The following is a 23,393-nucleotide window of genomic DNA, read 5'->3' as shown; positions in this document are numbered from 1 at the left end:
TTGTCTAATGCGCACCTAGCGCCTTTTGAATTAATTGCGCCTGCTTTAAATTTTCGACAAAATCCTGCTTGGAAGATTCAAGATAATTTTTGATGGCGGGATGAGTTGCAATCGGTTTAAAATCCTGCTCAAAAAGCGTTAAGGCCTTGCTGGAATTACGAATCTCAAATTCGATATATAAGTTATCCAATTGGCTGTTTTCCGCTTCGGAAAGTTCTTTCAACTCCTGATTTTTTACACCGCGTAATTTCAATGCCGTGGCTGCATCAATAGTTGAAATGCCTGTCGTTTTGCTTAAATGATAGATTTCCTTTAAATGATGCCGGGCTTGCTGATCAAGTTTTAAGGCAAATTGCTGTATAACAGCATTGTGTGATCTTTTATAAACATAGCGTGCCAGCGCCGACTGATTTTCATTGATCACCAGCAAGTTAGCCAGCACCGCCCCATCTTGTTGCTGGGGTAAAGGACCCAGGACTGAATTATTCTGATTCACAGCAGCAATTTGCAAGAGCCCCAGCAAAAGCAGGCAGATAATACCCATTCTTGTTTTCATATTCAGGCATCAGGAACATCGGCTTAATTTAATTATAGCGATTAACAAATCGATTTTATAATTTTACTGTATTTGGCATTTACTGGATTATAACTTTCACGCTCTTCAAAAAGACTATCCCTATCAATTCTTATGTCCTTCATCAGGGCCAATTTAAAATTTCGCCATTCCGGCAAATGCCCTGATTTACTGCCATTACTTACCTGATAGGCATGCAGTTGCCTGCTGCCATTTAAAATCCCGTAATGATGGGGTTCAACCCGGCGAGCATGCCCATCATAGGAAAAAAGCAGATGGCATTTCTTCATGATCGCCGTGGCAATGATCGTCTCTACGGAAGGCATGGTCGCCTATTGGGCTTTCACTGGCGTTTTAACCGTTTCAAGTATCTTAATATTATCGACAAAACACTTGGTTTCACCGCTCCAGGGGAGTACAAATTGATCACAGTGATATTTCAATACGACATGCCGATTATTCTCCATAGCGGAAATGGCCTGATTAACCAGATCAGATTTGAATTGCCCCAAAGTGAAGTGAAACTCTCTGCCTGTCGCACCACTGGCGTTGTCCAGCCCTCCGCGAATCAGTTCACCCTCCCAGGTTCCCCAATAACGGCCTTCTTTCGCCACCTTGACAATAATGCCCGATTTCTGGCCTGATTGAACCGTCCAGCATCCTGTCAGCAGGGGGGTTGTTGCCAGAAGTATTCCGAACAACAGTTTCTTACTCATTCTTTTCTCCAGAACAGTTTTAGAGGTATATCTGCTAAGTATAGAGAATTTCTAGAATTTTCCGATAGTTTTTTTATATTCGGACTGTCTCTGAAAATAATCTTTTCCTTATTATTTAAAGGGTATTTACATGCCGGTCCACTTGCTATTGAATAGCATCCTCATCATAAAAACAGGTTACTCTTATGTCAGACAATAGAACCGTGGTAATTACTGCGGGTAACCGCGGCGGCGGGCTAGCGCTTTCCCGCTTATTTGCAGCCAGGGGAGCCAGGATTGCCATGATTGCTGAAAAAGTGGATTCTCCTGAGCAAACACCTGTTGAACTGGATAGCCCCTCTGAGTTGCTCAGTATTGATTTTGACGATGAGGCACAGATTAATGAGGCAGTAGAGCACATTATTACCCGCTTTAAAACAATCGATGTGCTTATTAATAATTTTAGTGTGTTCAATTTTAAAACTGTCGCAAACTCAACAGCAGGGATGTTTAACGATGTGATGAAAAACGTATTTGCGACGTTTTTCTTCTCCAAAGCCTCTGCAGTCCATTTAAAGCATTCGGCAAACCCGCATATTATTAATATTTCCCCGCCATTCCACATGGATTCCGCCAAACTGGCTTGCCAGCATCATTTATTATTTTCAATTTCCAAATACGGGATGAGCTTTACCACAATGGGAATGGCTGAAGAATTCAAACCATTAGGTATTGCGGTCAACTCCTTATGGCAGGAGCGTCCTGTGGCCACCAAAACCTTGCTTGATAACTTCGCTAATCAAGTGGTCGAGGGGAGTAATTATCCGGAAATATACGCCGAAGCAGCTTATCTGATGTCCTTGAAACCTGCGGGAACATTCACTGGTAATTACTGTATTGATGAGAGCATTCTTATCGAAGCCGGTATTGATCCACTTCAATACGCGATAAATAAAAACGCGGCCCCGGTGAAGGATATTTTTCTTCCCGGGGTAGACTATAATCGCCTGAAAGAATTACTCTCATGAGCCATCAGGTTTTTTTCCATCTTACCCGATAATGATGATCGAGCCAGCGTAATTCCGCCTCGCATCCGGCTGATATTGAAGTAACCCCGGCAGGCGTGCCGGTATAAATTACGTCTCCCGCTTTGAGCGGGAAAAATTGACTGATGTAAGCGACTACATCGGCAGGTTTCATCATCATTTGGATTCCTCTGGCCGATTGTCTGACAACTCCGTCGATAAGCAGTTGAAATTCCGCCTCCAGATAATCCGGGAATTGGTGACGGGGAATCCACGGGCCAAGAACTGCCGCATCTTTAAACACTTTGGCAGTAGTCCAGGGATGTCCCTGTTTTTTGAGTAGGCTCTGACGTGCTCTTAAGGTCATATCCAGCCCAAGCGTCACATCTGAAATCGCATTTGAAGCCTCTTCAACACTCATCTGATACCCATCACGGGCAATGCGCAAGGCAATTTCACATTCAGGCTGAACCGCTGAATCCTCGGGAAAATACAAATCAGCTTCCTTATCCCAATCATTGAGCTGCCTAAGCACGCTGGCAGGCTTCAAAAATAACACCGGCTTCTCCGGTACTGCATCGCCAAGCTCCAGAGCATGCTCGAGATAATTCTTTCCCACACACACAATTTTATCGATAGACATTGTTCGTACCTTCTATTCAGCCTTTCAGGAGTTTAGCTTAAACCCGTTTAGAGGCAAACAGTGACAGAGGATTCGATATATGCATCGGGTCTTACCAGGATGACCTGATTATTGTAAGGGGAACTGCTTGTCCAATAGCCGTCATCTTGATTAGTTGAATAAATCTGAATGCAATTAACCTCTTCCTGTAAATCCGGGCTGATGACCTGATTACCAAAAACAAGCAGGGTGAATTTTCGATAATCCAGAAGCGAATAGATTCTAGTTCTGGTTTCTCGCTTAAAGACCTCGAAATCAAAAAGACGGGTACCACACAGCTCAGATTCGCCATAACGAATTCCCATGCCGGTTATGTTCCCAGCCCGCTTTTCTATTATTTTTACGTAATCCTGAGCGTGGCTCCCCTCTTTCGAATATTTGGTAGAACGGACCAGCTCGGCGGAGGTTTCAATCACTGAGTGCGCCACGGGTTTGCGCTCTTCCTCATAGGTTTGCAATAGGCTGGCAGGTGCGCTTCCCTTGATTACCCTATTCAGTTTCCACATCAGATTGAAGGCATCCCCAAGACCAGTGTTAAGACCTTGCCCGCCATTCACCGAATGGATATGGCATGAATCGCCCGCAAGAAAAATACGCTGCTGTACAAAGAATTTTTCGGCAACCGATTCTTTAACTGAAAATTGCGAGAACCAGACAATTTCTTTAAACTTCAGGCTATGAGGTTTAATGGCCCGACTAATTTTGTCGATTGCATCCTCAACACAAAACTCTTTGGAGTCCATTCTGACGTAAAATCGGTCGACAGGTTCTTCCCTGGGGATCCAGGCGACATCGGAAGTTTCTGCCTGGAATACAATAATCTCCGGAACTTTGGGGAAGTCGGTTTCAATAATCCCATCGATTACCGCCCAGATCAGTTGCGGACGAATAATATCAAAGGCTATGTCAAAATGATTACGGACAAAGGAGCGCGAACCATCGGCACCGATTACATAACGTGAATGGACCTGTTCACCATTTGAGAGTGTAGTCAGACAGGCATCATTATTGAGTTCAATATGCTCAATTGCCAAGTTTCGTTTAACCGGAGCGCCTAAGGCTTTTAATTTATGATCTAAAAGATTTTCCAGATACGACTGTCCAAGCATCAGAAAATGTTTATGAAAGCAGCCCTCCAGAGACTCCCACCATGAGGACTGGCGAGAAATGAATTCGCCATTCGCCCAGACTGAACTGGTATTGCAGGTTTTTCCAAGCGGATACAATTCCTTGAATAAACCCGCCACTTCAAGGAGCTGAAGGCTGCGTGCATTGAGCGCGTCCGCCCGGCCGCGATCCAGAGGGCCACTGGACATATCCGCAATTATCGTTTTAAGACCGGAAATCTGGCCCAGATAGGCGCACATCAGCCCTACAGGACCTGCCCCCACAATTAAAACATCCGTGGCGGTTTTACTCATTGATGGGATTCCAAATGAGGATTATCAAAAGGCGGATCACTTAGAACATGTACCCGCTGCAAATGCCTTGGCGATCTGGAAACAAATCCCTCGCGCCCGTGTAAAAGTGAAAAGTTATCGGCAATCACTATATCATTGCTCTGCCAATCATGGGCATAAAAAGTATCCGGCGCATACAGGGCGGCTTTTAAGCTGCGATGAAATAGCTCTGACTCTTCAGAATCAAGCCCGATAAAATCAAGATCAGGAGGGTTCACAAAGCGCCCTTGGTCTTCTGAGCATGGCTCGTTGTAGCGAATAACAGAATAATCCTTATAAGGATGTTTATTGATAATCGGAGATACGGTTTTACTGTTATAAAACTCCATTGTTCTTTCATAAACTCCTGTCACTTTATTCCATAAATTTCTGCACTCAGTTGATGCGTTTTTTAAAGCTAACACGGTGTTTGAAAAAGTGGTTCGGCCTCCCTGGCCAGCCAGAGGCGCTTTAACGCAATGAAAAATTTGAAACTCGGGCACTTGCGGTCGATACATTCCATCCCAGTGCAGAGGCACATAACTGTGATCAAATATATGATCTTCAGGCTTCTCCTGCTCGATTAATTCGAGCACTTTTCCAAAAGGCCAGACGCTGATTTCCCCCCAGCTTTCACAATAGGCTGAAAAGTCTGCTGAACTCTTAAACGTATCAAAGCCTCTTAACAAAACCAGCTGCTCCTCGCCGCACAATTGACGCAGCTCCCCAATGTCGAGATCGTTTACGCTGGTATTTGGGTAATCTGGTGTGAGACAAAGTCCAAAAGGCTTAAGCCTGGTGATCTTAAAATTCATGGATTATCTCCGTACTCTCGTTCAGTAGATAATGGCTTGGACGTCCATCATCGGAATGAATTAATGTGGCCCCCAAACCTTCGGCTTGCGAGCGCTTAAGCAGAATATATCCCTTGCCGGTTCCAACCGCTACACCATGCCAGGGAGTCATCCAGCGTTCGTTTGCAATTAAACGGATCCCCAGTTTTTTTGAACCGCAGACTTGCGGATGGATTGATAGCCTTATTGCCTCTGGAAAACGCTCTGCAATCAACTCACTCCAGGCATTGCTTCTTCTGATAACCTCGTAAGCTTTATCGCGTGCTGCTTTTTGTATTGCCGAGCGGCTTTTCATTTGCCCAGTATAGAGAGAGTCTTCAAATAAAAAACGAGTAATGCCGCAATACATTCGGTTAGCCTCCTGGTCATCGGCGTCGGCGAATGGCTTTGAGCCATTGCGTATTTTTTGTTTTATATTGCTCAGGGAATTTCCATAACGACTCATTAATCGATCACGCATTTCCTGAAAACTCAGCGACTCATAACAATGGTCGAGATTAAACGTTGACAGATCGCAAAGCGACATATCAGCTATTAACTTATCCAGTTCATGCTGGTAAGCGCTAACATGCGTTTCTTTCATGCCCACCACATCACTGAATACTCTTCCATCAGAACAGAGCAGAATGCGAATGCCCGGAAAATAATATTTTTTTACTTGCTGACAAAGAGTCCCCAGAAAAGCCAGGGAAAGCCGTTCCGCATGATCTGGCAGAGGGCTTAATACTTTTTCGAGATTGGGTGATTTTCCAGGAAAAGCCGGTAATACAAAAAATACGGGCTCGTTTCGTTTAACGGCAGACAGAATTTTAGGTAAATGGATTGAAACACAGCACGAACAGCCCACGCCCCTGCATGATTGACCTGATTTAGATACACGCCGAAACGCCATGAGCTCTGTCAGAATCTTTATCGCGGTTTCTTTCGCTGCCGAATGGCTGGACGCAAAATTTCTAATGGCAGGTTTATGAGTTAATATGGGAAGCATTGCTGTATTTTTCATTTTTTTCTCCTGAGTTAAAAAATACAGGCTTTCAAAGAATAAATAAAATAACTATTTAATATGCTTGTGATAAGGATTTCTTATGTCATTAGGTATGGATGATATCAAGTATTTCATAACGGTGTGTGAAACACTCAACATTACCAGAGCATCGGAAATCATTGGCATATCTCAACCGGCATTAAGTTATGCAATTAAGCGCCTGGAAAATGAACTGGGTGGAGAGTTAATTATTCGCCTTAAAAATGGCATTCAGCTCACCAAACTGGGCGAGGAATTCGTATTACGTTCGCGCCGTCTTCTCTATGAGTGGGAGCAGGCGCAAAACCTGGCTAAATCTGAATCTGGCCTTATTCAGGGACACTATACTATTGCCATGCACCCTTCTGTCGCGCTTTATACCATCGGTTTTTTTATGCCCGCAATTCAGACCGAATTTCCAAAGCTTAATTTTAATTTTATTCATGGCCTGTCGAGAGAGATGACCGAGAAGGTGATTAGCTGGGAAGCTGATTTAGGAGTGGTCGTCAATCCTATAAAACATCCTGATCTGGTAATAAACCATTTATGCAATGATGAAGTTACTATCTTTTTTGCAGAGAATGCCGCCAATAAACTCATTTATGATCAGAATCTTGCACAGTCTCAATACATCCTGAAAAAAATTGGCAAAAGTGATTGTTTTGAAGGAACACTTAATTCAGCGAACCTTGAAGTAGTCGCCAAACTCACCTCTCTGGGTCTTGGTTATGGGCTTTTGCCAGCAAGACTTGCTTCACAATATCCTCATCTAAGAAAATTAACGGATGCGCCTGTATTCAAAGATGAAATCTGCTTGATCTATCGTCCGGAGAAACATAAAAATCCGGTGAGCCGAAGTATTATAGAAACTATCAAATCAACTGTGAGTCGCTGCTGTAACAGTTGGCTGGATATGCAATCTGAATAATCAGATTTCCTGCCTCGTATCCATATCTTCTAAATATTCGGGAAGAAACCCACCCGCCTGCATATGCCACATCCTGGCATAATGTCCCTGGAGCGCGAGTAGTTCCTCATGGGTTCCATCTTCAATTATGTGCCCGTTATCAAATACCAGGATCCTGTCCATTTCTGAAAGTGTGGACAGGCGATGGGCAATGACGATTGTAGTCTTTTCATGCATTAAATTATGTAAAGCTTCCTGAATGTATTTCTCAGTTACCGAATCCAGTGCTGAAGTGGCTTCATCCAAAATGAGGATAGGGGCTTTTTTTAATATTGCTCTTGCAATAGCAATTCGCTGACGCTGGCCACCGGATAATTTTATCCCTCGCTCCCCCACCATGGATTGATACCCCTCGTTCAGTTGACTGATAAACTCATGGCAATGGGCTTTTTTAGAGGCTTCAATAACCTCTTCATCACTCGCATTGGCGCAACTATAGCGAATATTCTCCATTAATGTACGATGAAATAAGGAAATATCCTGGGGAATTAAAGCAATGTTTTCGCGCAAGGATTCCTGCATCACATCATTAATATTTTGATGGTCAATGGTTATTGAGCCAGACTCCACTTCAAATAGTCTTAAAATGAGATTGACGAAGGTACTTTTGCCGCTGCCTGAAAAACCGACAAGCCCTACTTTTTCACCCGCATGAATAACTACATTCTTATTTTGAAATAATTTCGCACCATCACCATAGTGAAAGCTGACGTCTTTAAACTGAATTTCTCCTCGGGTGACTACTAAGGGCTTGGCATCCGGCTTATCAACAATGTCGTGAGCCGCATTAATAATGGAAAGCGCTTGCCGGCATTTTCCGACCTGCTCAGAAAATGAAACGAACTGACTGGCAATAAACCACAGGTTCCAAAGGATGCCGATTGAAAGAGTAATAATAAAACTAAAATCGCCCACCGTAACCAGGTTCTGACTGTACATTCTTCCAAGCATCCAAAGATTAATGCCTAGCAGAGCTATAATACTCACATCCCACCATATACGCATATGGATAATTTTGCCTAGCATGTTCCTGTCCTGCTGTACTGTATAGGCAATTGAGTCGCCGACATAACTGTTCTCGTAGCGGTGTTTGGCAAATAAGCGGATATTGACGATATTGCTGATGCTATCAACCATCTTGCCTACCAGAGAGCTTCGTGCTTCAGCAAACAGATGGGAAAGGTGTTGAACGGGCTTTAAAAATAAAAAACTGATAGTAAGAAATACGGCGACCCAGGCGACTAAAATAAAGGCAAAAACAGGATGAATTAATAATAAGGCAACGATTGCAATAGTTAAGCCCAACACCTGCGCATAAATATCGTCGATGATATTGAAAATATCTACAATCCCGCCCTGCATGTCGACAATTTTATTAATCAGACTTCCTGCAAAATTGTTTTGAAAGTAATGATGAGAGTGCTGATTTAAATAGGCAAACATCTTTAACATCGCATCCTGTCTTAAGCTGGGAAATAATCTGAGCTTTGCCCAATCCAATAGCCGCATATCCAGACATAAAATTATCCATAGTCCGATGTATAGAAAAATATAAGGCTGAATTGCAATAAAAGCAGAAACCCTGTCGCCTTCAAACCCCGCTATTTTGTCGATAATGAGCTTAAGAACATAAGGCTGGAGAGTATTAGTGAATGCCCAGAAAAGCGCTGTAAACGCAATAATAATGAGATAGGCTTTATAGGGCTTTACAATATTAAAAATAAATTGCGTTAATGACTGATGTTTACTATTCATGTTTTTATCCTGCCAAACGCTTTTCAGTTATTCTGAATTATAAACACAATCTAATTTGAAAATTATTATTTAATCGTTCTAAAAGGGATTTAATTTGATCTTTTTCCTCTTCTTTAAAGCCGCTTAAAACAAACTGATTCAGTTCACAGGCACATTGTTCGATAATGCTTTGACAATTTCGCCCCTTTTCGGTCAATCTGATTTCAATTGCTCGTCTGTCTCTGGCACTTCGAGTTCGTATTATTAAGCCGTCACGCTCCATACGATCCAGCGTTCTGACTGCCGTGGGTTGCTCAATACCTATTTGCTTATGCATTTCCGATTGAGTCAAGCCATCTTGCTGGTAAAGAGCCATCAGAAAATAGGTATAAGCGTCAGTAAGACCGTATGGCTTCAATAATTCATTGGCCCTTTTAATTAATAAGCGGCTTGCTTTTTTGATTAAGGTTGAGGGATACATTTTTTTCTCTATTTGTATAGCTTGCTATATATTACCAAACTATGTAATATTAATCCAGTTTCTTTAAAACCAAGATTCCCAATGACTAAACAAATCGATTTTCAGGAGGCTGCTCATGGCGCTTAAGTTATTATCCCTATCCGAAGTGAAACAATGCATCAGCATGCCAGAGGCTATCGATGCTATGGAAAGGGCATTTATTCAATTAGCCCAACAAAAAGCGGCCTTGCCTTTACGAACGGCTATTCCTGTAGGCCATAACGGATTAACACTAACCATGCCTGCTTATTTATCTGATGAGAAGATTCTGGGATTAAAAGTAGTTTCTGTCTTTCCTGACAATAGTCAACACAATAAACCATCGATTAATGGAACGATTCTGCTAATCGATGCAAGCACCGGTGAGCCGCTCGTGCTCATGGACGCGGCTTATTTAACAGCGCTTCGTACTGGTGCTGTTTCAGGTCTGGCAAGCAAATATTTTTCCCGTGATTTACCTTCGACAGTCTGCATTCTGGGAGCAGGAGTGCAGGCAATGACACAGCTTGAAGCAGTGGCTGCCGTGCGCCAGATTGAACAGGTATTTGTGTGGTCACGGCATTTGGAAAGTGCAGAAAAGTTTGCCAGAGAAATGGGCGCTTTCTACAATATTCAGGCTTGTGAGCAGTTATCTTTCGCCTTGAAAAACGCAGATATCATTTGCACTGCAACAGCAAGTACAGAAGCTTTAGTGCATTTTAGGGATCTTAAACCTCATGCACACATTAACGCCATTGGCTCACATCATCCTTCCATGCAGGAAATCAGCGGGGATGTGCTCCAGAATGCAGTGCTAGTAGTGGATCAGATAGACGCTGCAATGAAAGAGGCTGGTGAAATAATTAATGCGGTAGAGCGGCAACAAATTAAAAGAGAATCCATTGTTGAGTTTGGATCCTGGTTAATGGAAAAAGCGCCTCTGGCTCAGGAAAAACTTACTGTCTTTAAATCAGTCGGTCTGGCGATTCAGGATTTGGCGGTGGCAGAGGTCGTATATCAAAATGCCTTAAAAATGAATTTAGGTTCTGCGTTCAAGCTTAATTAATAAGGATAGTCCATGCAGTATCTTCATACGCAAACACCGCTTATCGAGTCTCAATATTTAAAAAATAAATTCAATAAACAGGTTTACTTTAAACTGGAATGCCTGCACCCTCCAGGCTCTTTCAAACTGCGGGGAATAGGCGCATTATGCCAGGAAGAGCTTCAGCGAGGTGCAAAAACGTTCGTTGCTTCGTCAGGAGGCAACGCCGGGATTGCGGTAGCGTATTGCGCAATGAAATTGAATGTTCCTGCCACTGTGTTTATTCCTGAAACCAGCAATCCCATTTATATTAAGGCGATTAAATCCTATGGTGCAAAAGTCATTGTAGCGGGAAAAGTATGGGATGAAGCACATCAAGCCGCATTAAATTTTGCCAGACAACATCAAGCCGCTTATATCCCGCCTTTTGATCATCCGACTTTATGGAAAGGGCATGCGTCTATGATTACCGAGGCTATTCAACAAGGGCTTTCTATTCCTGACGCGGTAGTCCTCTCTGTGGGTGGAGGCGGTCTTGCCTGTGGGGTTTTGGAAGGAATGCACCAGCATAAATGGGAAAAAGTGCCTTTAATTGCTGTTGAAACCAAAGGGGCTGATGCGTTTTTCCAATCGGTAAAGGCCAATAAATTAGTCACTTTAGACACCATCACCAGCAAGGCAACCAGTCTAGGCGCAAAACGGGTGGCTCAAAAACTAATGGATTGGACCAAAATTCATAAAATAGAAAACGTCGTTGTCAGTGATGAAGAAGCCGAACAAGCCTGTTTCAGTTTTGCCCATGAACAACGGATCCTGGTGGAGTTATCCAGCGGCGCCTCATTATCCCTGATTTATAATGATCATCCTGTTCTTCACAAAGCCCAATCCATTCTGGTAATTGTTTGCGGAGGGGTCAATACCTAATAAGGGGAGGTTTACAAGCACACTAAAGCAAGCCTTCAACTATGCTGTAAGCCGAGGCGAAATGCTACTAAACCCAGCAATGACTATACGAGCCAGAGACATAGGCGGTATAGAAAAGCCAAGAGAACGTTATTTAACCCTCGAAGAAGTAAAAACCTTATGGCAATTCCTCGACAGCGAAGAACAAGGAACCTCCTTCCAGATCAGAGCAGCCCTAAAAATCATCCTGTTAACAGGTGTTAGAACAGGAGAAATCCGAGTAGCCAAATGGTCTGAATTCGACTTTGAAAACTCTTTATGGACTATCCCTGCCGAAAATACCAAAACCAACATAGTCATGAGAATCCACCTCACAGAAATGACTAAAAAGGTATTGAGAGAACTCAAAGCCCACAGCAATTCAGAATACGTCATTACAGGCGCAGACGATCAAAGTATTTTATCCAACCGAGCTATGCCAAGAGCCGTAATCAGAATACAATCACGAGTCGGCATTCCGCATTGGACAGCGCACGACTTAAGACGAACCTTCGCAACCCAGCTTGGTGAGGCTTTGCATATTGATCCCGTGGTGATTGAGAAATGTTTAGGGCATAAGATGCCGAAGATCATGGCTACTTATAATAAGAATGAAATGCTGCCTCAAAGAAAGGAAGCCCTTATTCGGTGGGAAGAACGTATTAAGCAACTTATAGAATCAGACTCCCCCAAATTAGCTGTATATTGCAAAGATGCATTAAACAAAGCAGAAATTACGATTGGATAAAAATTTATGATAAAAAATCTAATTACACAACAAGAAGGAAAAACACTCGAGTTTAAAAGAGATTTATCATCACCAAAATCACTACTTAAATCTATCGTTGCTTTTGCAAATACAGCTGGCGGTCACCTGATTATTGGAGTCAATGATGATAGACAAATAACAGGTGTTGAGCATCCATTAGACGAAGAGGAACGTCTATGTAATCTGATTGCTGATTCTATCTCACCACGCCTTATACCTAGTATTGAATTGGTAACACTAAATAATAAAACACTGCTGGTAATTGAAGTATTTGTCAGCAATACAGGACCTCATTGGATCAATTCAGAGGGATCAACACAAGGTATTTATGTCCGACTAGGTTCCACAAATCGTCAAGCAGATCAAGAGCTTATCACAGAATTACACCGTCGCTCAGAAGGAGTAAATTTTGATGAAATGCCCATGCCCGAGCTTTCTGTCGATGATGTTGATATAACGAAAGCTCAAGAACTATTTTCAGATATTAAATCGCTGAATGAAAAAAACCTCCTGACTTTAAAGCTCATCACTTCTCATCAAGGAAAATTAGTTCCAACAAAAGGCGCGATATTGTTATTTGGAAAAGAACGCAATACATATTTTCCTGATGCCTGGGTACAATGTGGACGTTTCATTGGTAAAGACAAATCCCGTATTTTCGATCATGTTGATATCTATGACTATCTTCCCAATGCAGTTGAGAGCATCATGATGTTTTTGAAAAAGCACGCTTTACGTGGCGCTGATTTTTCAGCAGTACAAAGAAAAGATATTTGGAGTATCCCTCTTCTTATGTTGCGCGAAGCTGTTATCAATGCACTTGTTCATACTGACTACTCTCAACGTGGTGCGCCAATTCGAATTTCCTTTTTTGACGACCGTATAGAAATAGAAAATCCTGGAATTCTTTTGCCAGGACTAACAATTGAAGATATGCGACAGGGTATATCAAAAATTAGAAATCATGTCATTGCCAGAGTTTTTCGTGAACTTAATTTAATTGAACAATGGGGAAGTGGCGTAAGTCGTATCTACTCCGAAGCTATAGAAAAAAAATTACAAGAACCCGAAATTATAGAAATTGGGATGCGAATACGCTTTATAATATACCTTGCACAAGCTATACCAATTGACACTATTTTCGATAAAAGGGATGAACAATTAGAGTCACGGCTAGAGTCACGGCTAGAGTCACGGCTAGAGTCAAAACTTGCGGCTAGAGTCATTTTGATATTACAAAATGAAGAAAATGGCAAATTACAAATTGCTCGTGCCTTAGGTCATGAAACCGTTTCTGGTGAACTAAATAAGCAAATTAAACAACTTATAACACTTGGGATGATAGAAATGACTATTCCAGACATACCCAACAGCCGATTGCAAAAATATCGCTTAACTACAAAAGGATTAGATTTAATAAATGAATCCCAACATTAAATATTTATTCAGTTGGTGACATTTTGTCACCAACTGAATTTAGCAGTTATGATCAATGTTAGATTAAGGGTAGAGGTATATTGCCACCTCCATTTTAATAAGGTAGTTAGAAAAAGGGATGGCAAATATTGCTTATAACATCCTGAGCAGATGTTTCCAAAATGGAAATAACTGAAAAATGAGCAACTGTTTCCATTTTGGAAATAGTTCAAAATAAAACATACTAATAACTTTTCATACACAGTGAAATGGTTCGGTTCAATGATGAATGGCTTCCAAAAATTGATGTCCAATACATTGCCAATGAAATTATTAAAAAATTGGCCATTCAAGAAGAGAGATTAACTGGCAATCAAGTTAAATTCATTCGCTCTTATTTTTCCATGACCCTTCGAGAATTTGGCAGAACAGTGGTTCATGAATCGCACACCGCTGTCAGTAAATGGGAAAAATGCGGGGATGAGATAACTAACATGAATGAAAATACTGAACAAGTGTTACGAATTTATATTATCGAACAGACACAGACCAAGGCCCAAGCTGAACAAAAGAATTTCTATTCAAACTCTAGCTTTTGTAAATGCCAAAGGTAAAAAACCCAAGCCACTTCGATTAAACCTCTGCGCATAAATTGTTTGCTAGAACCAGTCGGCTACATTTTGTAACCGACTAAAATAGTCTATTCACGGATGGGAGCAAATTGCCACCTCCCTTTTGATTGAAAAGACTAAAGTTAGATTTAGTGCAGTTATTTGAATCGGTTACAAAATGTAACCAGTTAAAAATTATCTTCATATAGGATAAAAGATAAAGGGATTATAGAAAATACTGGCTTCATTAAGTCATGTGTCTGGAAAATGCGGGATAAATCAAGAATAAAATCACGAATAAAATTAAATTTAACTCATATAAATCAATATCTTAATTAAATTAAAAGAAATAAAATTTAGGAATAAATTCATCTTTCATTGCAAAATAGACGCTCTAGAACGAGCGAGTATACGTATAACTATATTTACAATTTAACTTCCATCTCAAAATCAGACATAACCTTACCAAATTTAAATAAATGGTAAGACTTTGTCTGATTTTGATTAAATTAAACCGTGACAATTTGTCACACTTTGAAAATAACTTTGTAAACCCCCCCAAGGGCTAATCGACTTCTTGATGTGTCCTGCTAATTGACTTAAATCCCGGAAATAACGGTAGGGCTAATCTATTCAATTTGAATTGGTTCTTACCCAATGCAATCACTGTTTTTAACAACTCTTTGGAGAAGCCAGAGGGCACTGTTAAAATAATGGGCTTATTGGAGGTAGGATGTGTGGTTGATGTGGATATTTTTATTTTCTTGTCAGTATTTTTTATAGGTCTGGTAGTGGGTTATGCTGCTGGACGAAATCGTAAACGCAACGCTGAAAATTGTGGTGAGGCCCGAGTCAGGCACAGGCTAACACAGTATTGTCAACACAAGGAGGCTCATGTTCTGTCTAATATTACCCTACGCTTGGAGGATGGTTCCACCACTCAAATCGATCATATTCTAATCACCCCAAAAGGTATTTTCGTTGTAGAAACCAAGCATTACAAGGGGTGGATATTCGCGAACGAAAACGCCAGAAGCTGGTCTCACTCCCTTTATTACGATAAATTCAGATTTCAAAATCCCCTCCGTCAGAATTATAAACACGTTAAGGCTATCCAGAAAGCGCTTGATTTTATAGAGCCTCATCATGTCCATAATATCGTCGTTTTTAGCGGGAAAGCCGTATTTAAAAGCGCCAAACCTCCCAATGTGCTTTATATAGACGAATTAGTCCCTGCAATCGAACAATTCACCGACGGGGCTTTAAGTTTAAATCGCGTTCAGTTTTGCGTGGGAAGACTTGAGTATATGCGCCTGGCTATAACGAAGAAAACGGATGTTGAGCACCAGACCCATTTAAGCAAACGGTTTGGTGATTCCTGGAATGGTAGAGTCTAAAGAAAGTAAGGAACTAGTTTCCATGTCCAAGACCCGGTCGGATAGCGTAGACTATTGGTCAATGGTCTCCAGTGACTCCAACCACTGGCCGGGCGGTGGAACTGGCTTACAACCTTATCCGGTGGTGTTAACAAACCGCATTCTAATGAGCGAGCAATCGAATGAGTTTTAGCAAGTGGCCTTATACTTTTTATTTCTTACTCGCGACTCTCCCAGCTATGAATGCGTTCGCGATGGAATCTTTAACCATTGAAGAGAAAAAGGTCATCAACCGTGTGACAAAAGCCAGGATATTAATCGAGACAAAGGGGAAAAAGGCGGCGTTGAATGCGTTTCAAAAAAATTCAAGTCAGATTTTTGCCATTGAACTGGATGGTACAGTGCTCGCCTCCCCTATTCATCCCGAAATGATAGGAACTAATCAATGGTTGTATAAAGATGATTTGGGCGTTTTAGTCGTTCAAGAGGAGATTGCAAAAGCCAAGGCCGGAGGCGGATGGCTTAACGCCCGCTTTAGGAAAAATCACCTTACGGGCCGTTACGCCTGCCGAAAACTTTACATTCTTCCCATACAAAACGATTTCTTTATCGGCTCCTGGTATTACTATCCTGCCCGCCTAAAGAATAACTGCCCCGTGTAGTCGGGATTGGCGTTAAGACTGACGAAAGAGAAAATGCTATTCGTTGTTAATTCAATTGATATCCCCCTTTATCTCAATTTTTTATTAGCGATATCGTTTCGCCTGACGTGTTGCTACAGAGCAGATTTTCATCCACAATGGCTTCATCAAAGAATCCCATTCGCGCTTTATTGTGTTTGCTTGTTTTTTCCAATTCTTTTTGAGCGATGAAGGCGTTTATCAGCTCCAGTCCGGTGCAATTATCAGCCAGTATCGCGGTGGATTTTGCTTGCTTTAACACATCGTCGGGAGTTGTGGAGAGGGGTATAAATGGAATATTACATAGCAATATTCTTGTCAATTCAATTTGATCGGGTCGTGCTGCTGAATCGATTAAGACCTTTTGATAATTGACAGTATCTCTAATTTCTAGCCTCACTGTTCTATCAAGACAGTCAAAACCTTCTATCAGAGAGTCAAGGCAATGCAATTGAAGGTGCCGAAAACGGTTAGAGACTTTAAACTCCTGCAAAACCCATTGTTGCGTTGAAAGACTAATGTCAGATGTAAAGTTAAAAGGATTATTCGATTGGTTTATCCCATTGGGAAAAATTTTATTCTGCCAGGGATCAGCAACAATAATGGCTTCATTATCTAAAAATAATTCAGCATCGACAATCATTGGGCCAGTCTTGTTTTGAAACGGATCGCTTTGAAGTGATTGATTAGAACGTGGAACCATGAGTACAAAGCCGTGATTGACCCGTTCGCTTTCATAGGCTGCATAGAACACTCTATAGCGTTTAGATAAGTAAGTGGTATTGGATAGCAGGTCCGATAAATAGGCGGATTGATCCCCACAGTCGCCAATGCGATATTGAAGCATTAAACGAATGTAAGCGTAGTGGTCATGCTCAGCTGCCAGGTCATTAATTGTGTTGTAAATCAAATTTTGTTTATTCCCCATTGTTTTATAGGGCCCAAATTCCTCTCTATCAATGTGATATAAAGAGCCACTGAACGAATAATCAATTTGGGAGCCGATGAACCTGCAATAATGCTCAACATAAAATAAGACTCCGTTTTTCATTTAATCTCCGTTTAGAAAAGGTTACCTAAATTGCAGGGCAACTCCTTTATAGCAAAATTTTTAATTGGGAGAGAGCATTTCTCTTCCCATCATGGGTTCTTTCTGGTTATGTTCGCTACTGTAACCACTTAGATTGCCTGGTGAATCACATGCGTTACAACAACCCAAATCACCAACCCCTGACTGTCGGTAATAGCGATGGGAGGAAAGGAAAGGTTTTCAGGTAAGAGCAGTACTTCGCCATGGATACGAGATAACCGTTTGGGCGTTAACTACCCATCGATAGCGCGATGACAATTTTTCTATGCAAAGGCGATAAGTTCGCATCCACAATCAATAAATCAGTTAAATTACAGAAACTTGGCAAAAGCGAATTAGGAATCAGAATCGTTTGATAGTTACTTTTAAATACAGAATATCCAATAGTCTATTTCATGGAATATTTTTGACCAATGATGTACACTAAAGACCTTGCCTTATAAAGGCATACCTATATTATGAATCTTGGCATAGTGAGTAAGTTTTTCATGCTAGAAGCCTTTAAACCTCAATTCAAAAAGCGTCATTTGATATTTAAGTTCATGCGTATAATAACACTTTTTGTTTGCTTTATTCAGTGCGTTTATTCTGAAACTACAGATAATATAAAAAAAATTTATTGCCCATCCAAAATAATATGCTTGAAAAACGATGATTTATCCTCCTGCTCACATAACTCGAAAAATTCTTCTTTATGGGATCATATAACGTATACAAGTCAACCTAACAGGATTTTTGTTGGAGAATATAAGTTTTATCTTGTCGATGCACCATATCATGCTTCATTTATTGATGTTTCTGAGGCAACGCAAAACAATATGATAGTCTGCCAATATATGAATGAGAATTATAGAGAGCCTCTAGGTATTATTGCGATTCCTGAGCCAAATTTTGAAGCATATAAGGCTAATTTAACTAAATGGGGTATTAATTCTGAACGTGCACGTTGTTTCTCAGAATATCCTGAAGATTGTCCAATGAAAGAAGCTGATTCTTTGGCAATTTTTAACAATTTTGATTTTTCAATGCGCATTTCTGTTAATGATTCAAGCATTCCAATTTATTTTGATAAAGGTGACCGGGGATATTATACAGTTAGATATGAGGATATCGTTTCTAACTGTTATGCAGGAAATTTGTGTAAACTTGATTTTTCTACACCATCTGACGGAGTTATCGGTAGTGTGATAGTAGATATAGATAATGCTATGCGTATTAAACAAATTATTTATCCAGAAACCCCCATAGCTGCCATCACTCAAAATTTACCCTTTAACTCGATAAAAATACAGAGGACTTCGGAGAAAGAACCCTTTATCGGTATTAATAATCAAATAAACAGCGATTTATTGATCACTATTAACGGAAAAATTAATCTTACGTTAACTTCAAGAAAAATGGCAAAAATTGGTAATAATCTCGTACTATCAGCTTGTGGTGGCTATCAGAAATGTACAATCAATATTGGGATTCAGTCTGAGCAACCTAATGTCGGAGCTATTACAGTAGATGCGAGAGATAATATTAAAATACTTAAAGTAGTATCAACCAGGTCATCGCAAATAATAGTGAGACAGATAGAATCCTCCAATTCGATTGAAGTCAACTACCCTTATTTGAAATAACAGTAGAACCACTAAAGTGAAGAAGTGATCATCAATTTCATTAATAAACCCACATCTAGGACAAGCACAATTATCTGCCGGATTGAATGTCCTTCAACAAACATGTTATAACGACAAAGTCGCTTGGTAATTAGTCCGACAGATTCCCTCGGCAATGACACTAATTCAAATTATCTAGGTTGTCTTACTTGTCAATATTTAATTTAAGGCTCTTTAATTTAGTATCACTGATTTGATTGAAGACCTAAAGGTATTTGGTCATATCCTGTTGTATCGGATCCTTGAGAATAAGCCACTAGCATTCCCAGGTTGCCCATTATAAACATTATACCTCGACTTAATTCTTTCCAAAGCTGCTTACCATAAATTCTAAGTTCCGGCTCCGAAATGGACCTAAAAGTGTACAACCAAACAGTTAAGTAACCAGCACGATCATATTTATTGCCCCTCTGAAACTCCTTTATCTGATTGCCAATTTCAAGGACTACATAAGGGTTTTTCTCTAATTCATTTATAGGATCCAAATAATCAATACCAGTATTTTGGAAACTTACATTTCTGATAATCGTTGCCATTACTACTAAATGAGCCAACTCGGCCTCATCTAAACCCTGAAGAGATTGGATATATTGCTTTAGTGCTTGTTCTTGACTTTTAATTATTTTATTCCTTAAAAAAACCTTAATACTTCCAAACATTATGTTTACCCTATAAATTTTTAGATTCATTTGACCTTTTAATAAAGACAAAATGATTAAATTATGATCATTCGTGCAATATTAACCCATTTTTTTATAAACACCAAGACAAAAAAAACAGTGTATGTAATGGTCAAGTAAATCTAAATAACTTAACAAAACTCCTCTCTACTAACACGCAGCCATACTTTTGCAGGAACTTTATAGTATTTTTTAATATATTGGGTTGTTCATATTCGCCTTAGTGTCTTCAAGTGTAGTAGCCCAACCCGCACTGAGAGGCATTTCGACAAAACCGACAAACCGTCAGAGCAGCCTGAACTACTTCAGATTAGCAAACCTGTTGAAGCGAAAATTCGACATCAAATTCATCGTACAATGCTTTAGGCATTAAAGGCGCCCTTCCTTTACGAACTCTATTTGGGCTCTCTTCCAGCTTAACCAAACCATATTGCTCCATGGTTCTTAAGGTTCTTAAAATATTATTAGCCTTCCGCTTATATCCAGTTAATGCCTCTAAGTCAGAAACCGATTTTGGTTCATTTTCAATAATTAACTTTAGCAAATGCTGATTCTCTTCAGATAGTACATTTGCCAACGATTTCATAGATGTAAACCAAATTTTTGGTTCATCTTTTTTAGGTTTATATAGTCCCTTTGCAATAGCAATTGTGCGTTGCTTATACTGCTCAAGGGACATAATGCCTATTTTTGCCTTATTCATTATTTACTCTCCTTAAGCGCTTCAACGCGCTTGTCAACCTCTTTCCAAAAATCTTCCAACAATTGTCCGGGATTTATATAATGATAGGGTCTTCCTTTATCATTCTCATCATAGTGCCAATGGTCAAATGTTCTTTCAGGACGAACTCCCCTCTTTGCGCCATACTCTATTTCATGGCTATTATCAAAACCCATGATTCTTTTTTTTGATTTATCATGTAATGTCAACGAGTATTTAATGCCTTGATGTCGATTAGATGTTTTAATAACTTCAAACTTAACCCATAATCCGAGAGACTCATCAATTACAATTCTCTCCCCATTAAGGTCTAATAAGTTTTCCAATGATTGATCAATTGCTTTCATTTCTTAATTATATCACAAGATGATATATTTGCAATTCTGTGGTAGCAGAAAACTGCATTGAGTGAATTACTGATTTCAGCCTGAAAACGGCTTTTCTCAATTCAGATCCATGATGATCCAAATGGTCTATGCGTTACCAACCATAGTGGTTCAGCCAAAGTTCAGAAATAATTTCAATAGAGGCCAGATCCAAATGTGATCTGGCATCCACATAGTTTGGTAATCCAACCTTATTAAGCAGTTCTTGGCCGCATTCAGGATCAAAAAAAGAATACATCAGAGCTAATAATGCTTGCTTACCCTGGCTATATCCGCCGATGGCCTCTTTAATAAATTGATAATTGGGTTCTAATTGCCACCTTTTCTCGGCTGCTTCAAAAGACGAAGCCTTCAGGTTAAAAAATTCCACACCAACCTTCGCAACCCCTTTTTTCCATGCCTTATCAAAGCGGGTTTTAGGATCATTACAGTTATTCATTTATCAGGTTCCTCTAAACATTAGTTCGCAAGCTAACCATGCTCATGATTTATTATCGAACATTTTACGGGTTCTATTTATTCGGTGGTCGTTTATCAAAATAATTCTTCTATAGTTTGTTGCATTTCATCCTGGCTAGGCTTTGCATAACGAAAAATTTCTTTTATTGAAACATTCCCACTGAGTTCCTGCGCGAAATGTACCCCATGCTTGTCCGTTACCTTCTTGAGAAAAGTATGTCGCAGTTTATGCGGAGTAAACTCAAATCGTTCATGCTCTGGCAAAAGAGCCAAGACTTGCTTTAATACCCGCTGACAGATTCGATAGATGTTACGCGTATTGATACGATTCCCCACCCTATTGATAAACAACGGCTGATCTGGTTCCAAATTCCGACTTTTTAAATAGTTGTCCAAATACTCTCTGGCTTCACCTGGCAAAGGAATTTTGGTACTAACCCGTTTGCTTTTATGCCGGACTACAGAATGAAGACCCTTTGAATGATATTGGCATACGTTCAATGATACCAGCTCAGATTCCCGCAAGCCTGTTCCCAGCAGCACATAAAAAACCGCCGTTTCCAGCAATGCGTCCTGATTTTTTCGGGTACATATTTTGGCTCGTTGCTCACAGGCGGCTTTTAAGCGCATGAGCTGTTTGGAAGTCAACCCATTCCACTCTGGCATATCGGTTTGTAAATCTTTAACCCCTGATAAAGGATCACCTGCAATTAATGGCCTCTGATGATGAAGCCATCGACCGGCATGACGAACAGTTGCCATCGTTCGGTTAATTGAAGTGGCTTTGTAGGGTTTTCCAGTTTTTTCAGAAATGGTACTACTTAAAGAACGTTGAAATTGTTTGCTGACCGCCGGTGTCCAATTATCTACCTGGTCATGCCCTACTTCCATTTGAAAGAAATTTAGGAATTTATTTAAATCGTTTTGTTTGGCTTGCTCCGTTTTTTCGGGCGAGCCTTTGACATGAACCTGGTAATAAAATGACAACCAGGCTGACAGGGAGTTGGTATCAAAATGCACATCCAGAGGATGAAAAACCTTATCTACCCCCAAACTTTTGATTTTTGTCATTTTATCAATCAATAAATTCAAGACCGTCTACTGAGTACTTTTTTCATTATACCCTGTTTGGGATAGATAAGGTACGTTATCTACCCCAAACCGTATATTGTAAATGAAACTACAATTAAGAAATAATCAATCTTGGTGACGAGATGATAAGACTGTTAAATTCCTACAAAATTATTACCTTATATACTTCACCATCCTGTACAACAATGAACCTATTTATATTGGTATGTAAAATGTGTAATCTTAATGATAAAAATTCTAATCCTCGTGTAACTACCTCTACTATTTTATTAATAGCCTAATAAACATCAAGGAATAATTATCGTCGATTTATCCGATTTAGTTGAAAATGGTAGCTTAGAAATAAAAGGACACCTTTATGTCCTTACTTTTAAGAATTTAAATAATGCACAAGCCACATTTATCGATTTACGAAAGATATTGCTTATTCAATGGGCATCACCCAAGATAGGGGTTCAAGTAAATCGGTAAACAAATTTGATATCAGGAAATTAAGACATGTTTAAATTTGTAGATTTTTTTAAAGACAGCAGAGGCCAGATTGTTATATTCCAAGCACCTAATTTGCCACTCATTTGCTGGATGATACTTACAATATTGAATTTGCTTTGGAGCAATAATCAACCAAAAATCCATGATTTTTTTAACTTGCTCAGTTTTGGCTTTATCTTTACCTGGGCATGGCTAGAGATAACAAGTGGGGTTAACTATTTTCGCCAAGCACTTGGTGTGTTAGTCCTTATTATTGCAGTTGTTTTTAATAATTAGCTCTAACGCATGGTCACTGAATTTCTTTCAAATCCTAAAGTCTTCATGAATCTTCGCGTTGCTCCGAACAGGCGCGCCAGCTTCAGCTTGTTTAGAATTGATTGGATTTGAGTGTCTGTAAATTTTGATTTTTCCATAAGAATATCCTGTATATCGGTTACGAGAAAATTCTACTTTTAGCACCAGTTATTTTTCGGGGGG

The 23,393-nt window shown here is 40.1% G+C and carries 27 protein-coding genes and 1 pseudogene; 12 read left to right on the top strand and 16 right to left on the bottom strand.

Annotated elements, in window-relative coordinates; translation table 11 throughout:
- Positions 1–4: 4 nt before the first annotated feature.
- Genes LXA66_RS10780 through LXA66_RS10770 form a run of 3 tightly spaced genes read right to left on the bottom strand, consistent with a single transcriptional unit; the run spans position 5 to position 1,290 of the window.
- On the bottom strand, positions 5–556 hold the full coding sequence (locus tag LXA66_RS10780) for a DUF4142 domain-containing protein (RefSeq protein WP_233013186.1): 552 nt from the start codon (positions 554–556) through the stop codon (positions 5–7).
- A 41-nt stretch (positions 557–597) separates the two neighbouring features.
- Entirely contained in the window at positions 598–900 is a 303-nt protein-coding gene (locus tag LXA66_RS10775; protein WP_233013185.1) for a WYL domain-containing protein, read from the bottom strand.
- Positions 901–906: 6 nt separating this feature from the next.
- On the bottom strand, positions 907–1,290 hold the full coding sequence (locus LXA66_RS10770; protein WP_233013184.1) for a hypothetical protein: 384 nt from the start codon (positions 1,288–1,290) through the stop codon (positions 907–909).
- Positions 1,291–1,475: 185 nt separating this feature from the next.
- On the opposite strand from LXA66_RS10770, the gene LXA66_RS10765 reads away from it, so the two are divergent.
- Positions 1,476–2,297, top strand: a complete 822-nt coding sequence (locus tag LXA66_RS10765) for an SDR family NAD(P)-dependent oxidoreductase (RefSeq protein ID WP_233013183.1) — start codon at positions 1,476–1,478, stop codon at positions 2,295–2,297.
- A 4-nt stretch (positions 2,298–2,301) separates the two neighbouring features.
- On the opposite strand, the gene LXA66_RS10760 is transcribed toward LXA66_RS10765, so the two are convergent.
- From LXA66_RS10760 to LXA66_RS10745, 4 genes are read right to left on the bottom strand one after another with little or no spacing between them, the layout of a single operon-like run.
- Positions 2,302–2,937 carry a fumarylacetoacetate hydrolase family protein gene (locus LXA66_RS10760; RefSeq protein ID WP_233013182.1) on the bottom strand — a complete coding sequence of 212 codons (636 nt, stop codon included), beginning with the start codon at positions 2,935–2,937 and terminating at the stop codon, positions 2,302–2,304.
- Positions 2,938–2,984: 47 nt separating this feature from the next.
- Positions 2,985–4,397 carry an FAD-binding protein gene (locus LXA66_RS10755; RefSeq protein ID WP_233013181.1) on the bottom strand — a complete coding sequence of 471 codons (1,413 nt, stop codon included), beginning with the start codon at positions 4,395–4,397 and terminating at the stop codon, positions 2,985–2,987.
- A complete protein-coding gene (locus LXA66_RS10750) occupies positions 4,394–5,230 on the bottom strand; it encodes a TauD/TfdA family dioxygenase (RefSeq protein ID WP_233013180.1) in 837 nt (278 codons plus the stop codon). The genes LXA66_RS10755 and LXA66_RS10750 overlap by 4 nt, the downstream gene beginning before the upstream one ends.
- The gene (locus LXA66_RS10745; protein WP_233013179.1) at positions 5,220–6,272 is read right to left on the bottom strand and encodes an L-tyrosine/L-tryptophan isonitrile synthase family protein; all 1,053 of its coding nucleotides are present in this window, start codon (positions 6,270–6,272) and stop codon (positions 5,220–5,222) included. The genes LXA66_RS10750 and LXA66_RS10745 overlap by 11 nt, the downstream gene beginning before the upstream one ends.
- Positions 6,273–6,354: 82 nt before the next feature.
- Between LXA66_RS10745 and LXA66_RS10740 the strand changes: the two genes are divergently transcribed.
- Positions 6,355–7,221 carry a LysR family transcriptional regulator gene (locus LXA66_RS10740; protein WP_233013178.1) on the top strand — a complete coding sequence of 289 codons (867 nt, stop codon included), beginning with the start codon at positions 6,355–6,357 and terminating at the stop codon, positions 7,219–7,221.
- On the opposite strand, the gene LXA66_RS10735 is transcribed toward LXA66_RS10740, so the two are convergent.
- Both LXA66_RS10735 and LXA66_RS10730 read right to left on the bottom strand, forming a co-directional pair.
- Positions 7,222–9,015, bottom strand: a complete 1,794-nt coding sequence (locus LXA66_RS10735; RefSeq protein ID WP_233013177.1) for an ABC transporter ATP-binding protein — start codon at positions 9,013–9,015, stop codon at positions 7,222–7,224. It lies immediately after the preceding gene.
- Positions 9,016–9,052: 37 nt separating this feature from the next.
- Positions 9,053–9,475, bottom strand: coding sequence for a MarR family winged helix-turn-helix transcriptional regulator (locus tag LXA66_RS10730; RefSeq protein WP_233013176.1), 423 nt, complete (start codon positions 9,473–9,475; stop codon positions 9,053–9,055).
- Between the two features lie 115 nt (positions 9,476–9,590).
- Here LXA66_RS10730 and LXA66_RS10725 point away from each other — a divergent pair, with 115 nt between their 5' ends.
- The 8 genes and pseudogenes from LXA66_RS10725 (at position 9,591) to LXA66_RS10690 (ending at position 16,314) form a co-directional block, all read left to right on the top strand.
- Entirely contained in the window at positions 9,591–10,559 is a 969-nt protein-coding gene (locus LXA66_RS10725; protein WP_233013175.1) for an ornithine cyclodeaminase family protein, read from the top strand.
- 12 nt (positions 10,560–10,571) lie between these two features.
- The gene (locus LXA66_RS10720; RefSeq protein ID WP_233013174.1) at positions 10,572–11,462 is read left to right on the top strand and encodes a pyridoxal-phosphate dependent enzyme; all 891 of its coding nucleotides are present in this window, start codon (positions 10,572–10,574) and stop codon (positions 11,460–11,462) included.
- A gap of 13 nt (positions 11,463–11,475) precedes the next feature.
- A pseudogene (locus LXA66_RS10715) lies at positions 11,476–12,228 on the top strand (tyrosine-type recombinase/integrase); the annotation flags it as partial.
- Positions 12,229–12,234: 6 nt separating this feature from the next.
- Entirely contained in the window at positions 12,235–13,686 is a 1,452-nt protein-coding gene (locus LXA66_RS10710) for a helix-turn-helix domain-containing protein (protein WP_233013173.1), read from the top strand.
- Between the two features lie 248 nt (positions 13,687–13,934).
- A complete protein-coding gene (locus tag LXA66_RS10705) occupies positions 13,935–14,279 on the top strand; it encodes a hypothetical protein (RefSeq protein ID WP_233013172.1) in 345 nt (114 codons plus the stop codon).
- A 710-nt stretch (positions 14,280–14,989) separates the two neighbouring features.
- Entirely contained in the window at positions 14,990–15,673 is a 684-nt protein-coding gene (locus LXA66_RS10700) for a nuclease-related domain-containing protein (RefSeq protein WP_233013171.1), read from the top strand.
- Between the two features lie 22 nt (positions 15,674–15,695).
- Complete coding sequence (locus LXA66_RS10695) at positions 15,696–15,845, top strand: hypothetical protein (RefSeq protein ID WP_233013170.1); 150 nt, start codon at positions 15,696–15,698, stop codon at positions 15,843–15,845.
- The gene (locus tag LXA66_RS10690) at positions 15,835–16,314 is read left to right on the top strand and encodes a cache domain-containing protein (protein ID WP_233013169.1); all 480 of its coding nucleotides are present in this window, start codon (positions 15,835–15,837) and stop codon (positions 16,312–16,314) included. Before LXA66_RS10695 ends, LXA66_RS10690 begins: the two co-directional genes overlap by 11 nt.
- Positions 16,315–16,387: 73 nt before the next feature.
- Here the strand turns inward: LXA66_RS10690 and LXA66_RS10685 are convergent, their stop codons facing one another.
- The gene (locus tag LXA66_RS10685; RefSeq protein ID WP_233013168.1) at positions 16,388–17,383 is read right to left on the bottom strand and encodes a hypothetical protein; all 996 of its coding nucleotides are present in this window, start codon (positions 17,381–17,383) and stop codon (positions 16,388–16,390) included.
- A 527-nt stretch (positions 17,384–17,910) separates the two neighbouring features.
- Between LXA66_RS10685 and LXA66_RS10680 the strand changes: the two genes are divergently transcribed.
- The gene (locus LXA66_RS10680; RefSeq protein ID WP_146740078.1) at positions 17,911–19,047 is read left to right on the top strand and encodes a hypothetical protein; all 1,137 of its coding nucleotides are present in this window, start codon (positions 17,911–17,913) and stop codon (positions 19,045–19,047) included.
- 224 nt (positions 19,048–19,271) lie between these two features.
- On the opposite strand, the gene LXA66_RS10675 is transcribed toward LXA66_RS10680, so the two are convergent.
- The 5 genes from LXA66_RS10675 to LXA66_RS10655 all read right to left on the bottom strand — a co-directional run bounded on the left by LXA66_RS10675 (position 19,272) and on the right by LXA66_RS10655 (position 22,403).
- Positions 19,272–19,745, bottom strand: a complete 474-nt coding sequence (locus tag LXA66_RS10675; RefSeq protein WP_112220638.1) for a hypothetical protein — start codon at positions 19,743–19,745, stop codon at positions 19,272–19,274.
- A gap of 331 nt (positions 19,746–20,076) precedes the next feature.
- Complete coding sequence (locus tag LXA66_RS10670; protein ID WP_112220639.1) at positions 20,077–20,469, bottom strand: transcriptional regulator; 393 nt, start codon at positions 20,467–20,469, stop codon at positions 20,077–20,079.
- Positions 20,469–20,834, bottom strand: a complete 366-nt coding sequence (locus LXA66_RS10665) for a DUF6516 family protein (RefSeq protein WP_112220640.1) — start codon at positions 20,832–20,834, stop codon at positions 20,469–20,471. The genes LXA66_RS10670 and LXA66_RS10665 overlap by 1 nt, the downstream gene beginning before the upstream one ends.
- A 133-nt stretch (positions 20,835–20,967) precedes the next feature.
- Positions 20,968–21,312, bottom strand: coding sequence for a hypothetical protein (locus LXA66_RS10660; protein WP_112220641.1), 345 nt, complete (start codon positions 21,310–21,312; stop codon positions 20,968–20,970).
- Between the two features lie 95 nt (positions 21,313–21,407).
- The gene (locus tag LXA66_RS10655) at positions 21,408–22,403 is read right to left on the bottom strand and encodes a tyrosine-type recombinase/integrase (protein WP_233013167.1); all 996 of its coding nucleotides are present in this window, start codon (positions 22,401–22,403) and stop codon (positions 21,408–21,410) included.
- Positions 22,404–22,922: 519 nt separating this feature from the next.
- Here LXA66_RS10655 and LXA66_RS10650 point away from each other — a divergent pair.
- On the top strand, positions 22,923–23,192 hold the full coding sequence (locus LXA66_RS10650; protein WP_233013166.1) for a hypothetical protein: 270 nt from the start codon (positions 22,923–22,925) through the stop codon (positions 23,190–23,192).
- A 2-nt stretch (positions 23,193–23,194) separates the two neighbouring features.
- Here LXA66_RS10650 and LXA66_RS15840 read toward each other — a convergent pair whose 3' ends face one another.
- Entirely contained in the window at positions 23,195–23,329 is a 135-nt protein-coding gene (locus LXA66_RS15840) for a hypothetical protein (protein WP_255665356.1), read from the bottom strand.
- Positions 23,330–23,393 lie beyond the last annotated feature (64 nt).

Source organism: Legionella sp. 16cNR16C, assembly GCF_021297775.1.
Classification (GTDB): domain Bacteria; phylum Pseudomonadota; class Gammaproteobacteria; order Legionellales; family Legionellaceae; genus Legionella_C; species Legionella_C quinlivanii_A.
This window is presented reverse-complemented; position numbering and strand designations above follow the sequence as displayed.

Excerpts from the sequence above, each read along its gene's own strand:
- LXA66_RS10780 (WP_233013186.1), bottom strand. The coding sequence starts at position 556 with ATGAAAACAAGAATGGGTATTATCTGCCTGCTTTTGCTGGGGCTCTTG.
- LXA66_RS10775 (WP_233013185.1), bottom strand. The coding sequence starts at position 900 with ATGCCTTCCGTAGAGACGATCATTGCCACGGCGATCATGAAGAAATGC.
- LXA66_RS10770 (WP_233013184.1), bottom strand. The coding sequence starts at position 1,290 with ATGAGTAAGAAACTGTTGTTCGGAATACTTCTGGCAACAACCCCCCTG.
- LXA66_RS10765 (WP_233013183.1), top strand. The coding sequence starts at position 1,476 with ATGTCAGACAATAGAACCGTGGTAATTACTGCGGGTAACCGCGGCGGC.
- LXA66_RS10760 (WP_233013182.1), bottom strand. The coding sequence starts at position 2,937 with ATGTCTATCGATAAAATTGTGTGTGTGGGAAAGAATTATCTCGAGCAT.
- LXA66_RS10755 (WP_233013181.1), bottom strand. The coding sequence starts at position 4,397 with ATGAGTAAAACCGCCACGGATGTTTTAATTGTGGGGGCAGGTCCTGTA.
- LXA66_RS10750 (WP_233013180.1), bottom strand. The coding sequence starts at position 5,230 with ATGAATTTTAAGATCACCAGGCTTAAGCCTTTTGGACTTTGTCTCACA.
- LXA66_RS10745 (WP_233013179.1), bottom strand. The coding sequence starts at position 6,272 with ATGAAAAATACAGCAATGCTTCCCATATTAACTCATAAACCTGCCATT.
- LXA66_RS10740 (WP_233013178.1), top strand. The coding sequence starts at position 6,355 with ATGTCATTAGGTATGGATGATATCAAGTATTTCATAACGGTGTGTGAA.
- LXA66_RS10735 (WP_233013177.1), bottom strand. The coding sequence starts at position 9,015 with ATGAATAGTAAACATCAGTCATTAACGCAATTTATTTTTAATATTGTA.
- LXA66_RS10730 (WP_233013176.1), bottom strand. The coding sequence starts at position 9,475 with ATGTATCCCTCAACCTTAATCAAAAAAGCAAGCCGCTTATTAATTAAA.
- LXA66_RS10725 (WP_233013175.1), top strand. The coding sequence starts at position 9,591 with ATGGCGCTTAAGTTATTATCCCTATCCGAAGTGAAACAATGCATCAGC.
- LXA66_RS10720 (WP_233013174.1), top strand. The coding sequence starts at position 10,572 with ATGCAGTATCTTCATACGCAAACACCGCTTATCGAGTCTCAATATTTA.
- LXA66_RS10710 (WP_233013173.1), top strand. The coding sequence starts at position 12,235 with ATGATAAAAAATCTAATTACACAACAAGAAGGAAAAACACTCGAGTTT.
- LXA66_RS10705 (WP_233013172.1), top strand. The coding sequence starts at position 13,935 with ATGGTTCGGTTCAATGATGAATGGCTTCCAAAAATTGATGTCCAATAC.
- LXA66_RS10700 (WP_233013171.1), top strand. The coding sequence starts at position 14,990 with ATGGGCTTATTGGAGGTAGGATGTGTGGTTGATGTGGATATTTTTATT.
- LXA66_RS10695 (WP_233013170.1), top strand. The coding sequence starts at position 15,696 with ATGTCCAAGACCCGGTCGGATAGCGTAGACTATTGGTCAATGGTCTCC.
- LXA66_RS10690 (WP_233013169.1), top strand. The coding sequence starts at position 15,835 with ATGAGTTTTAGCAAGTGGCCTTATACTTTTTATTTCTTACTCGCGACT.
- LXA66_RS10685 (WP_233013168.1), bottom strand. The coding sequence starts at position 17,383 with ATGAAAAACGGAGTCTTATTTTATGTTGAGCATTATTGCAGGTTCATC.
- LXA66_RS10680 (WP_146740078.1), top strand. The coding sequence starts at position 17,911 with ATGCTAGAAGCCTTTAAACCTCAATTCAAAAAGCGTCATTTGATATTT.
- LXA66_RS10675 (WP_112220638.1), bottom strand. The coding sequence starts at position 19,745 with ATGTTTGGAAGTATTAAGGTTTTTTTAAGGAATAAAATAATTAAAAGT.
- LXA66_RS10670 (WP_112220639.1), bottom strand. The coding sequence starts at position 20,469 with ATGAATAAGGCAAAAATAGGCATTATGTCCCTTGAGCAGTATAAGCAA.
- LXA66_RS10665 (WP_112220640.1), bottom strand. The coding sequence starts at position 20,834 with ATGAAAGCAATTGATCAATCATTGGAAAACTTATTAGACCTTAATGGG.
- LXA66_RS10660 (WP_112220641.1), bottom strand. The coding sequence starts at position 21,312 with ATGAATAACTGTAATGATCCTAAAACCCGCTTTGATAAGGCATGGAAA.
- LXA66_RS10655 (WP_233013167.1), bottom strand. The coding sequence starts at position 22,403 with ATGACAAAAATCAAAAGTTTGGGGGTAGATAAGGTTTTTCATCCTCTG.
- LXA66_RS10650 (WP_233013166.1), top strand. The coding sequence starts at position 22,923 with ATGTTTAAATTTGTAGATTTTTTTAAAGACAGCAGAGGCCAGATTGTT.
- LXA66_RS15840 (WP_255665356.1), bottom strand. The coding sequence starts at position 23,329 with ATGGAAAAATCAAAATTTACAGACACTCAAATCCAATCAATTCTAAAC.